The organism is Novipirellula herctigrandis, from assembly GCA_007859835.1.
Taxonomy (GTDB): Bacteria; Planctomycetota; Planctomycetia; order Pirellulales; family Pirellulaceae; genus Novipirellula_A; species Novipirellula_A herctigrandis.
Map to the genome: position 1 here is coordinate 757260 of SJPJ01000002.1, position 12317 is coordinate 769576.

General features: G+C 52.4%; 9 protein-coding genes. 3 read left to right on the plus strand and 6 right to left on the minus strand.

The features are described from left to right. Positions 1–272 precede the first annotated feature (272 nt). Both CA13_RS33730 and mutS read left to right on the plus strand, forming a co-directional pair. Positions 273–1058 (plus strand): NIPSNAP family protein, encoded by a 786-nt coding sequence (locus CA13_RS33730; protein ID WP_146404498.1) that lies wholly within the window; start codon positions 273–275, stop codon positions 1056–1058. Between the two features lie 120 nt (positions 1059–1178). Next, positions 1179–3803 carry a DNA mismatch repair protein MutS gene (gene mutS, locus CA13_RS33735; protein WP_146404500.1) on the plus strand — a complete coding sequence of 875 codons (2625 nt, stop codon included), beginning with the start codon at positions 1179–1181 and terminating at the stop codon, positions 3801–3803. A gap of 106 nt (positions 3804–3909) precedes the next feature. On the opposite strand, the gene CA13_RS33740 is transcribed toward mutS, so the two are convergent. The 6 genes from CA13_RS33740 to CA13_RS33765 all read right to left on the minus strand — a co-directional run bounded on the left by CA13_RS33740 (position 3910) and on the right by CA13_RS33765 (position 10210). Next, positions 3910–4935 (minus strand): DUF1559 domain-containing protein, encoded by a 1026-nt coding sequence (locus tag CA13_RS33740; RefSeq protein WP_146404502.1) that lies wholly within the window; start codon positions 4933–4935, stop codon positions 3910–3912. 283 nt (positions 4936–5218) lie between these two features. Further along, on the minus strand, positions 5219–5749 hold the full coding sequence (locus tag CA13_RS33745) for an NUDIX domain-containing protein (RefSeq protein ID WP_146404503.1): 531 nt from the start codon (positions 5747–5749) through the stop codon (positions 5219–5221). After that, positions 5749–7002, minus strand: a complete 1254-nt coding sequence (locus CA13_RS33750; protein ID WP_146404505.1) for a nickel-dependent lactate racemase family protein — start codon at positions 7000–7002, stop codon at positions 5749–5751. The genes CA13_RS33745 and CA13_RS33750 overlap by 1 nt, the downstream gene beginning before the upstream one ends. 162 nt (positions 7003–7164) lie before the next feature. Beyond that, positions 7165–8559, minus strand: a complete 1395-nt coding sequence (locus tag CA13_RS33755; protein WP_146404507.1) for a phytoene desaturase family protein — start codon at positions 8557–8559, stop codon at positions 7165–7167. Between the two features lie 52 nt (positions 8560–8611). Beyond that, positions 8612–8872, minus strand: a complete 261-nt coding sequence (locus tag CA13_RS33760) for an acyl carrier protein (protein WP_146404509.1) — start codon at positions 8870–8872, stop codon at positions 8612–8614. Between the two features lie 78 nt (positions 8873–8950). Further along, positions 8951–10210, minus strand: a complete 1260-nt coding sequence (locus CA13_RS33765) for a beta-ketoacyl-[acyl-carrier-protein] synthase family protein (protein ID WP_146404511.1) — start codon at positions 10208–10210, stop codon at positions 8951–8953. A 604-nt stretch (positions 10211–10814) separates the two neighbouring features. Here CA13_RS33765 and CA13_RS36020 point away from each other — a divergent pair. Then, positions 10815–12125, plus strand: a complete 1311-nt coding sequence (locus CA13_RS36020; protein WP_419195301.1) for an MSCRAMM family protein — start codon at positions 10815–10817, stop codon at positions 12123–12125. The last annotated feature ends 192 nt before the right edge of the window (positions 12126–12317 follow it).

A 12317-nucleotide genomic window follows, 5' to 3' on the forward strand; every position in this document is an offset into this window, starting at 1 on the left:
AGGCTCTTGTCGGTAATTCATGGGAGTCATCAAAGCTTCGTGACGCGATTGTAGGGGCCTTCCGAAGGCAATGCAAATTTTCGGGAAACCTTGACGCCACAATCAGATCGAATTGTGGCACCAAGGAGAATATTGTCGGTGTCACCCGCGAATCGCACCATCAACCGTTTTTGCTCCACTATATTGATTGACGGGTGGGTTCGAATATCATTGGCTCGGACATCGCCGTTCGACCGCCCCCTCCCTCTCCCCCTAACACCCGGATCCGCAGGATGAGATACCTTGCCCTTCTTTTCGCTTTCGTTCCCGTCATGGTTGTGTGCAGTTCCCAGGTCGCTTGCGCAGCTGAGCCGGGCCCACAAATCTACGAAGTTCGCTCCTACTTGTTAGGAGAAAAAGGTGACGCTACGGCGATCGATTCCTATCTTCGCGACGCATTAATTCCGGCGTTGGATCGCCAAGGGATCGGTCCGATTGGCGTTTTCGAGAACGCCAACAATGACGAAAACAACAGCAAACGTATAGTCGTCGTGATTCCTTACACCGATGCAAACCAAGTCGTTTCGGTTGGCAGTGCACTTCTTTCGGATTCGCAGTATGCCGCGGATGCGAAATTGTACTTAGACCGCGAACCATCGAATCCGCCGTACGATCGAATCAATAGCGAACTACTCTCGGCGATGGACTGTATGCCGCTCCTCGCGGTACCTGGTGGAACACTCGATAACGCCGATCGTGTCTACGAATTGCGACTTTACGAAAGCCCCAACGAACGAATGGGGAATTTGAAAGTTGATATGTTCAATTCGGGTGAAGTACCGATTTTTCTCGACAGTGGTATTCAGCCAATTTTCATCGGTCAATGTGTCGTCGGTCCTCAAACGCCGAGCTTGACGTATTTGACGTTGTACCCCAGCGAAGACGCCCGTCTAAAAGCGTGGGATACGTTTCGCAGTCACCCCGACTGGAAAGTCCTTAGCAAAGTGGCGAAGTACCGGGGGACCGTCAGCCATATCGACAAGTTTATTCTGGTGCCAAAAGCCTATTCTCAGTTGTAGTTTCGCTAACCCCCAAAAGTGTCTCAACCGGTTCACTTAGCATCCGGCACCGAGCAAACTGCTTCGATTCATCCTCCGGATGACTTTTCGTCTCGCCGTCCTGTCGTTAGGATTTGCGTCATGACACCGATGATGAAGCAATACCATGAAGCCAAAGCAGCTTGCGGCGACGCATTGCTCTTTTTCCGCATGGGCGACTTTTACGAATTGTTTTTGGACGACGCAAAGGTCGCCTCGAAAATTCTTGGCTTAACACTTACAAGCCGCGATAAAGACGCTGAGAACCCGACTGCCATGGCGGGTTTCCCTCACCACCAACTCGACTCCTATTTAAGTAAGCTGATCCGTGCAGGCTATCGTGCGGCTGTTTGCGAACAGGTCGAAGACCCCAAACAAGCCAAAGGACTTGTTCGCCGCGAAATCACCCGACTCGTCACTCCCGGGACTCTCACCGACGACGGACTACTCGACCCCCGCGAAGCGAACTACCTTGCCGCTGTCTACCTTGTTTCGCCCAAGAAGAAATCAAAAGACAACGCGGAGCCGATGGTCGGAATCGCGTGGGCAGAATTGTCGAGTGGCCGTTTTGAAGCAGGCGTATTCCAAAAATCGCGAATCGAGGATGAATTGGCTCGGATCGGGCCGGCCGAAGTAATCTATCGTGAAGATGACGCTCGCTTTAGCCCCGACACGACCGCGCCATGGTCATGGACGTCACGCCCTGCATGGTCGTTTGCTGAAGATGCCTCGCGAGATGCACTATGTAAACAATTTTCCGTCCACAACTTAGAAGGCTTTGGCTTTGAGGATACGGATGCCCCGGCGATACGAGCAGCCGGAGCTGTATTGACGTATTTGCAGGAAACTCAACCAAGTGGTCTTGACCATTTTCGGTCGATCTCGGCCCACCATCGATCCGGCGTGTTGCAAATCGATGCATCGACCCGGCACAGCCTTGAAATCACTCGTACGATTCGTAGCGGATCTCGCGAGGGGTCACTCCTCGGTGTGATCGATCGAACTTGCAGCCCAATGGGTGCCCGGCTTTTGGCGGATTGGATCGCCGCTCCTCTGATTGATCACGAGCGAATTGAATCACGCCTGGACGCGGTTTCCGAATTAGTTGGTGATGCTCGTCTTCGCGGTGACATCCGCGAAACACTTCGTCATACCTTCGACCTGACGCGGCTGATGGCTCGAATCGCAACCGGCCGAACGGGACCTCGAGACCTTCAACAAGTGGCGCGAACACTGGCGAATCTTCCGGAATTGAAAGCGAGACTGACTGACCGCAAATCCGAACGCCTCGGGTTTGTCGAAGCGCACCTTCATCTTTGCCCTGAATTGCGATCGCATCTTGAAAGGGCATTAGCCGACGATTGCCCGTTGTCCGCTTCCGATGGCAACTTCATTCGCGAAGGGTTCGACGAGCAACTCGATGCACTGCGCGTCTTAGCACGTGGGGGAAAGGAATGGATTGCCGCTTATCAGCAGAAGCAAATGGAGTCGACAGGCATTCAAAACTTGAAGGTCGGCTACAACAAAGTCTTCGGATACTTTCTCGAAGTAACCAATTCGCAACGTGACAAAATCCCCGACAACTTCATTCGCAAACAAACCCTCAAAAATTGCGAACGGTTCATCACGCCCGAGCTAAAAGAATACGAAGAGAAGGTGTTGTCGGCGGACGACCAAGCGTCATCGCGAGAACAAATTCTGTTTCAAAATTTGCGTCAACAAACGCATCAGCATTTGCCGATCCTGCAGGAAGTCGCCATGGTGATCGCAGAGTTGGACGTATTGGCGGCGCTAGCCGAAATTGCGGCGGTGCGGAAATGGGTTCGACCGCAATTGACCGATGACTCCATTTTGCGAATCGAAGCAGGCCGGCATCCGGTATTGGATGTGACGCTTCCACAAGGTGAGTTCGTCCCCAACGACTGCGTGCAATCACCGGAAACCGGCATGATCTTGCTGATCACCGGGCCCAACATGGCGGGCAAAAGTACATATATACGCCAAATCGCTCTGATCACGCTGATGGCTCAAGCAGGTTCATTTGTACCAGCAGAAAAAGCAACCATCGGGATCGCCGATCGGATCTTTGCCCGTGTTGGCGCAAGCGATGAACTGAGCCGTGGCCAAAGTACCTTTATGGTCGAAATGGTCGAAACCGCCCGCATTTTGAATACGGCAACCTCACGCAGCTTGGTGATTTTGGATGAAATTGGGCGCGGAACGAGTACCTACGACGGGCTCTCCTTGGCGTGGGCTATCACCGAACATCTGCACGAACAGATTGGCTGTCGCACCCTGTTCGCGACTCACTATCACGAACTGACACAGCTTGAGGAAACATTGCCTCGCGTCGCCAACCTAAACGTCGCTGTCAAAGAATGGAATGATGAAGTCGTGTTTCTTCACCGCATTGTCTCCGGCGGTGCCGACAAGAGCTACGGGATTCATGTCGCCCGGTTAGCAGGTATTCCCAAGACGGTCAACGAACGCGCAAAGGATGTCTTGGCTCAGCTTGAAGTCGATCATCGCGATTCGCTCGATCGACCAACTATATCGGCAGCCGGGGATAGTACTTCCAAGCAAAACCACTATCAGCTGACCTTGTTTGGTATTGCAGACCATCCGCTGCTTGAGGATATCCAAAAACTTGACATCAACTCAATGACACCGATCGAAGCAATGCAGTTCTTGCAAGCGGCTAAGCAAGCGTTGGAATCCAAAATTTAGCTCGCCACCAACCGTAGCACGGTGGCTGTCCCACCATGCGTGACTTTCGAGTGCCTGAGTTTCGAGTGTCTGGTTTACTCGGAGGAGACCTGCCGACTCCATCGACTTACGGAACCGCTACCACTTCGCGGCCCGCTCGAGTGGACAACGCCCGCCAAATGGCTAGCTCGATCGAATCGGACACGTACCGAACCGAACCATCCAATAATGCCACGTTCACTCCTCCGACGTGAAAACTTCGCGACGTGACAGCCGCATAGGTAACGGCAGGATTCGATGGGGTCGAGGGAGTCTTGCCTTCTCGCCAATTTGTGAAGTCAACGTCGTACTGAGTTCCATTCTTGGTGCAAAGGATTTTCTTGTTGGGGGTGAACGTAGTTGTGAACCCCGTTTGATGGACGCGCCCGTCAACCCATTCGGTGTGCCCGGTGTTCGGCTTGAACGATCCAACCCCCAGATCACAAATTCCAGCTTCGCTGGCGGGAAAATTGATTACGCCGTCGATCTCACCATCGCGGAAATAGGGCGACCATGCTTTGACTTCTGCAAAAGCTAACGTGTTGCTGAGACCGTCGAGACAGGAGCTGAGCCGAAGCCATCGATTCGCAGTAAACATGCCTTCGCCGACTGAATTATCGCGAGAATTATAGACAAACCATTCGCCAGCGTTGTATCCATAGTTGAGTGGATAATTTTCGGGACCACTTGAACCTAACCGCTGAACATCGTTGGTTTCACTAGGACACAAGTAAGTCGGAACGCGATAACTAGCCACGGGAATGCTCTCGCCATCGACGGTGATCGTTGCGGCACCATAGCCCGCCTCAAAATTGACCGATGAGGCGAGAGCGATCGCTTCGATGAAGGGCAAAATCCGCGCTTGCGCCGACCATCCGTCACCGGACATGGCACTCGGGGACCATGCGGCCGGTAATTGCTTGTTGGCCGACTCATAGTTATGCACCGCCAAGGCAATTTGCTTCAAGTTATTTTGACAGCTCATCCGACGCGCCGCTTCGCGAGCGGCCTGCACCGCCGGCAGAAGCAGTCCCACCAAGATGCCAATAATCGCGATGACGACCAGTAATTCGACTAACGTGAACGCCGACTGTTTTTTCAAGAACACCTTCATTTCCCCATATTCCTCGCTAGAAAGCCACTGCAGTGGTTGGCCAAGTGGCGTTGTTGGTATTGAGAATCACTCGCAACAGCCCGAGTTTTATCGAAGACACCCATTTATCGCAACTGCCGATGCGAAAAAAGATCAGGCTTTTTTGGGGAGAAGATCGGTTCACCCACGAGTGAATTTGCGGTGATATCACAGCGTACGGCGTAGAGGACGACGCTACGCAACGTAGAGGGGCTCGATCATCCCAAGAAGACCGAAGCTTGTCGCGATTGGAGTGGCTAAAAAATTAGCCTATTGATTTGGCCCAACGCCGAACCGCAATCTTGTTCGACTCAAACGCCATCTCATCAAAAAGCGAGGAATCCGCGTCGACCCAACGATACTCGGTGAGCTCCTTCTTTTGCAGTTCGATAGATCGGTCGCCGGCGACTTTAGCAACAAAAAAAAGATCGATCACCGAAACGACAATTCCGCCGTAGCGGTAATGGTTTGGGTGGGTCATTAGCAATTTGCGATTCGAAATCTGAAGTTTCGTCTCTTCGAGCACTTCGCGCTCCAGCGCATTCTCGATCGTCTCGTCGCGATCGACAAAACCGCCTGGCAGTCCCCACATGCCTTTTCCTGGATCGCGTGCTCGACGAACAAGTAACAACTGGTCTTGATCGTTTGTTATGAGCGCACCGACTGCCGCGACAGGGCCAAAAAAATTCGCGAACCCACACTCGTCGCAGCGAAACGGCACACTACCAATCTTCTTTGCTTTCGCACCGCACAACGGGCAGAATTTGTGGGCATACTCAATCGGGACCTCGGTCATCACTGTGCCCTTTGCGATGAATTGGAAGATTGGAATACGTAATGATCAAAGGTTCCACCTGCGAACTGGGCTGCCCGCATCGTGCCACACGACTCAAAGGAACCGGTGAGCCGATCGAGTCCAGCAATCGATTCCACAGCACCAATACCAAGCGATTCGACCACTTCACTATCGAGCTTGCTATGTAGCAGTAGACGATGCTCGCACCCGACACGATCCATCACTTTCGCTATCGCCAAAGAGTCATCCCATAGAATGAACCCGTCGCCTGATTCGACGTTTTCGATCCCGTCATCAATCCCTTCCCCATCCGTGTTCATTCGGTGAACCAACCGGTCACTCGGTGGCGTTTTGATTTGCGTCCAAAGCAAAAGTGTCCCACCAGCAGCAACGTGCGTTGCCGCGACAGCAACAGCGCGCGCGAGATTGCCCCAGGTTTGTTGTTGGTCGGAACCTTCTATCGAAGCAATCACAAGGGGAGCAGCAGGTGGAAATTCATCATTGGCTTGACGTGGCTGATCGAACGAACGACGAATCGCATCGGGCGTTCCCGCAAAAATCGCACCCGCGGTACCGTCTTCGTTTGCTGCGACCGCCATCATCAACTGGACCCCTAGCATCCAACCGATATGGGACTCATTGGAAGCCTTCTTTTTATCCTGTGGTTGGTATAACGAAACTTGGTGACGAATCCGTGTATTTGAATCGGCCAATATTGGATAGACGCCACTGAGTTCATTTCCGGCTGCCGCATCCCACGGTCGTGCGCTAACGATTGGCAACACAAGGTCAGCATCAACAACGAGCCGGTTGAGGTAGACGGGTTCAGATTCGTTATCGACGCCAAGGTAACGTAGGGATTCACGATTGTGACTATCATGACGAGTCACCGCTGCAATGTTTTCAAACTCCGCTTCTAGCAAACGAACCGTTACATCGGTTGCCTCATCCCAGAGGACGATATCGACGACATCTCCTTCGGATTCGTCAATTTCCAACAGCACGCCGCGAACCACTTCAACAATGTCGGGAACATTTGGATCGACCGCTAACGCGACTCGATCCCCGGGCGCGATGGCCGCCGAAAGCGGCGGAAAATCGGTAGGCGTTCGCAACGCAACCCGAACAGCAGCGGGGATGTCGACGATTTGCGGTCGGTTCGATGAAACGTCGTAGTGCCAATGGTTGGTCGACGGAATCTTCGCCAAAACGTCGGCGAACGAAGAGAGAGATGGATCAGATGACGAATGCATAGCAACAGAGAAAAAGGGCGGTCGAAATAATGAACTGCCCCAATTCTCAGCGATACACGGCCCGCCGAACACCACCCTTGGATTTCGTATGATTTATTAACACGCGTAGGAATCCATTGGCATTTCGACCGCTGGACGTTGCTTCACCGTGAAAACAAAAGGTTAAGGCTGCAAACAATGCCGATTGGCCATACTGATGCCGCTTAGGATCGCACCAACAATGCCGACAAATCCTTGGTCAGTTCCGCACAAAAACAGGTTCGGCAAATGCGTGGTCCCGTCGAGTTGCTTGTCGGGCGCTCCGTAGACGGCACCGTTGTCGTGCCAAGTGAATCGCCGAATGGTTTTGGGTGTAAAAACATCGGTGTCGATCACATGCCGCCGAAAATCGGGCATAAACCGGACTGCGGATTCAACCGCCGCATCATATTGGATCATCTTCTCGGCCCGATACTTATCTTCGCTCAAACCGCACCACCGGTCGTGATTGGCCAAGGTGGTGATACGGATCACGCCGTCGGGCAATTGCCCCTCGTCGGCATCAAAAATGTAATTATTGGGGGAACAAATCACGCCGGTTCGTGCATCACAAAGAGCATGCTCGGGACGTTTCCAGTGAAACCTTTCACTATCGTTGTAGAACACAATGGTGCGGTCGAAGCCAATGTTTTTGGGTAATTGATCCAGAACAGAAATCGATTCAATGAACGACAACTTCCCGGCTCTCGCTACGTCGACTTCGCTGATGTCGTCACACATACGAAGCGTCTCAACATTCCCCGCCGACGACAGGACACGTTTGGCTCGCAATTCGGTTCCATCGTCGAGCACCACGCCGACCGCTCGGCCGTCTTCCACATGGATCCGCGATACACCGCTGCGAAGTTTTAACTCACCCCCGAGACCACGAAACTTGCGAACCAAATTTTTCAGGATCACCCGGACGCCTTTGAACGGACGACCGAAACCTTCAAGATAACAGGCGCGGAACATGATCGAAAACTGGCCAAAATCCATATCATCTTCGCGAGCGTTGCCGTACCACATGAGCGGACAGAGCAACATTTCGATCAACAAGGGATCGGTGATGTGGTTGGCCATCACTTCACGAGCGGAGTGCATGAAACTAGCGTCATCACCGTCCATGTCACTGTAATCGAGCAGGGCGGCGCATAGACTGCGAAAGCCATCAATTTGGCTGGGGAACTTTTCCGCGACTTCTTGTTCAAGCAGTCCAAAGTCGTTGTCAAAATCGAGCGATACGTCGGGAAACCGGATGGACGAACCGACCTGTTCGGCCAACTTAAAGTCCTCCCAGCGGAAACGCAGCTGGCGAATCAGTTTTGCCAGCGGGCCTTTTTTCGTCCCTTTGCTCGCAAAGTTGGTCATCGCATGCAAACCAACATCGTAGTCGCGTCCACCAAGTCGGTAGAACGAATTAAGGCCACCGATGGTGTAATGGCGTTCGAGAATGCAGACGCGTTGGTCGAAATGGGCTAGCCGAATCCCAGCGGCTAAACCACTCATCCCCGCACCGATGATAATCGTGTCGTACAAAGGTGGTTGACTAATTGAAAGGTGTTCGAAAAGGCCCAGCAAACCTGCAAGACTAGCTCTTAACGATGTCTTTCATTTTAGGTTCGAGGTAAGTCACTGTCGAATTCATACTTGCCAAATGGCCGTAATCTTCCTCTGGAATTTGCACGCGGTGGCGTTTACGTAATTCCATCACGATATCCAAAAAGTCCATGCTATCGAGTTCCAATTGGTCTCGAAACGACTTTTCATCATCAAGGTTTTCCATATCATCGTCGGGAGAGATATCTTCAAGAATGTCAAGGATCTCTTCGCGGATTTCAGCAGGCGTCATTTGCTCAGTTAACTCAGGGTATCAAAAGGATGGGATTCGCAGCGAAAACGCGGAATCGTTAATTGGAAAAAGGAGAGCTTAAATTCGGCCAATGATGACGACCGAATTGATCCCCAACATGCCGAAAGAATTGTTCAGGATGTAATCGACTTGAGCAACTTCCTGCGGCTCGTTGATAACCAAACCAGTCAAGGCGCAGTCGGGGTCAAGCTCGTCGACGTTGATCGTCGGGTGGACAACATGGTCACGGAATGACGGCAGGTTGCCTGCAAGTTCGAGTGAACCGGCCGCACCCATCGCATGTCCGATATAACTTTTGGTGTTGTTAATCTTGACCGATGGCGCTTGGCCAAAAACTTCGCGGAGGGCTTTGCATTCTTGCGTGTCACCGCTGCTCGTCCCCGTGGCGTGCGTACTGACGATGTCAATTTGGTCCGCAGATAATCCCGCACGCTTCAATGCCATGTTGACACATTGGGCTTGTCGCTCCGGGTTAGGCAGCACGAAATCGGTGGCATCCGTATTGATCGCATAGCCCACCAACTCGCCATAGATTTCTGCTCCGCGTGCCTTCGCATCGCTGTATCGTTCAAGCGTGTAGAGACAGCCTCCTTCGGCAACAACAATCCCGTTGCGGTTGATGTCGAACGGACGCGATGCAGCAGTAGGATCCTCATGGGTGGCTAATGCGTTTTGACTGTTGAAACTGGCAAAAATGCCAAACGTATGAATGCTCTCGCTCGTCCCGCCGGCAATCGCAACATCGCATTCGCCAAGCCGAAGCATCTGAGCCCCTTGGATTAGCCCCGCGTTGCCAGCAGCACAGGCGGCTCCAATCGTATAGTGCGGGCCGGTAATCCCCATATTCAACGCGATCTCACCCGCTGGATTATTTGCGACCGTCCGAGGATTGTGATGATGCGACCAACAACTGGTGTCGTAGTCAAATCCTTTGATAATATAGATCTCGTTTTCGGTTTCGACGTTACCGTGCTCAGTCACACCCACATAAATCCCCACCCGCGACCTATCGACGTTTTCCCAGTCGATTCCGCTGTGCTTGACCGCTTCGTTGGCAGCATAAACGCCGACGCTTCCAGCACGCGTGCCGCGACGAACGTCTTTTTTGGATTGGTAGCGTTTAGCATCGAAATCGCAGATTCCCGCAAGTGTCTTGCCAAAATAGCGGATCTCGTACGGTTGAACGCCGCTGCGGCATTTCAAAAGCGCGTCGCGGTAAGTAGCCCAATCGTTGCCGTTAGGCGCAGTAAGACCAATACCAGTGATTACGATTCGCTGGTCGTCAGGCAGCTGGGAAGCACGATTCGGGGCAATCACGGTGGCAATGGCCGAGAAAAAAAGTGAAAAGGGATAGGGAAAGGTTGCGAACAAAAAGGCTAACGAAGCGCCCGAAAATTGGCAACGCCCTGAAGCCAACGATCATGGATCGTTTGTGTCCGCAATCCGATGGTCCCTACGCTCCGAATAGAAATTGCTGTCAAATCTCAGCGTGTTTGAAGTGACTAGGCAAAAAAAGCACGCAGTGACCTCCAACTTTTCAGTCTATCGATTCAGAGGAAATCGTGAAAATCCGAGCCATTCGGTAACAACCAGACCTAAGATATAGAATGTTCCAGCGGGCAAGAAACCTTAGAAAAACAGCGGTTTCAGCTTACAATATGCCCCTAATGCGTACACAAAAAGCCATTTACACAAAGAAGGGTTTAGCCATACCCCAAAAGGGGCATTCGCTGTCTTCTTCTAAATCGGTCGAAACGATCATCCCAATTTTATGATTTGAACGCTTGAGTTTCGACAGATGATTACCTAGGATAGCGTTTGAAGTTTGCCCAGTCCCCCTCGATTACTCTCACTGAACATACTCGGCACACTCCGATTGCCCACTCATTTGCACTCGAAATAACACAACAAGGTCATGACTATGAGACACCTGCTGGCAGGAATCATGCTTATCGCTTTATCGGCGATTAATTCTTCCGCTCAAGCGGAAACACCTGCGGAAATGCAGGGAACCCTAACTCATTTAACGCTGAGCCAATGGGTTTGTCCGGTAGAACGAGATACGCTGGTGGGACGCTTGGTTTTGCCATCTGCTAATGGTCAAGCCAAGGCGGTCGCCAATGCCAAGATCGCACTGGTGAACAGCGATGGACAGGCGGTACATGGCACGACGAACGAGTTAGGCGAGTTCGAAATTGAGAATGTGCTTCCTGGCGTGTATTCGTTGACCGCGAAGGCGGACAATGTATTCGCGTGCTGTGCGATGCATGTGATCAACAAGCAATCGGCGGGCTCGCAAGAATTTCCAACCGAAGTTGAAATCTCGGCAGCAAACGTCGACTATTCGTTTGTGAAGACAGCGATCATTCGCTACCTGCCACCGATTTCGAAGAATAGCGAAGCGACGTTGCCCGATGCATCTTACAGTGACCTTGCAAAACGCGTGTGCAGTGATCAACACTTCCGGGTCTCGCAAACCGAAGGTGGCATGAAGGGCGTGATCCACTTGGCAGGAACCCTGAACAATGAACTGTCGGCTGCAAATTTGATCAACGTCTTCATCCTGAAGAACGGCGAATCGGTTAGCCGCACGGTAACGGACCAAGACGGCTCGTTCCGCTTCGAGAATTTGCCAGCTGGCGATTACTCGCTACTCGCGGTTGGTTCGGGCGGGATCGGTTTGGCTGGATTCGAATTGGTTGGTGATCAAGGCAACTTGAACAAAGAAGAGGAATCAACCCAGGCAGTTCGCGAGGAACAACTCGTCGGATTGTTCGGTCGACATCACCGGGACTGTTGCTGCTGCTTCGAAATGCAAGTCGCTCCAATGCCTGAAGTAATTCAGTGCGTTGAAGAAGTGATCATCCAAGAAGCACCAATCGTTGAAGATTGCTGCGGTGGCGAAGTCATCATGGACGGCTGCGGATGCGGCGGTAGCGGCCAGATTGTTGACGGAACCATCATTGACGGAACCATTGTCGACGGCATGGATCCATACGCTGGCGGATTCGGCGACCCAATGATGGGCGGCGGATATGGTGGTGGCTATGGCGGCGGCTACGGCGGAGGCGGTGGATACGGCGGTGGCGGTGGCGGATTCGGCGGTGGTGGACTTGGCGGCCTAGCTGCACTTGCCGGTATCGGCGGGATCATCGCGGCAACTTCCAACAACAACAACGACAGCCCAACAGTAATTGTCCCGCCACCTGCTTCGACCCCTTCGGGAATCTAAAGTTAAGCGATTCGAGCTTGCTGGAAGGGAAACCGCAGCCGCTCGACCGAAAGAAAGATTGAAGCCACTGTGAAATTCACAGTGGCTTTTTTCGTGAGATCGCGATTCTACGCTGATCGCCCCTGATTCAAGTCTTTACAGATCGTGATACTATGTCATCGATCTTTCCCTTCTTCCAACGTTCCCTTCTCG

Bases quoted from the DNA above. Each gene is read 5' to 3' on its own strand.
- CA13_RS33730 (WP_146404498.1), top strand. From the start codon at position 273: ATGAGATACCTTGCCCTTCTTTTCGCTTTCGTTCCCGTCATGGTTGTG.
- mutS (WP_146404500.1), top strand. From the start codon at position 1,179: ATGACACCGATGATGAAGCAATACCATGAAGCCAAAGCAGCTTGCGGC.
- CA13_RS33740 (WP_146404502.1), bottom strand. From the start codon at position 4,935: ATGAAGGTGTTCTTGAAAAAACAGTCGGCGTTCACGTTAGTCGAATTA.
- CA13_RS33745 (WP_146404503.1), bottom strand. From the start codon at position 5,749: ATGACCGAGGTCCCGATTGAGTATGCCCACAAATTCTGCCCGTTGTGC.
- CA13_RS33750 (WP_146404505.1), bottom strand. From the start codon at position 7,002: ATGCATTCGTCATCTGATCCATCTCTCTCTTCGTTCGCCGACGTTTTG.
- CA13_RS33760 (WP_146404509.1), bottom strand. From the start codon at position 8,872: ATGACGCCTGCTGAAATCCGCGAAGAGATCCTTGACATTCTTGAAGAT.
- CA13_RS36020 (WP_419195301.1), top strand. From the start codon at position 10,815: ATGAGACACCTGCTGGCAGGAATCATGCTTATCGCTTTATCGGCGATT.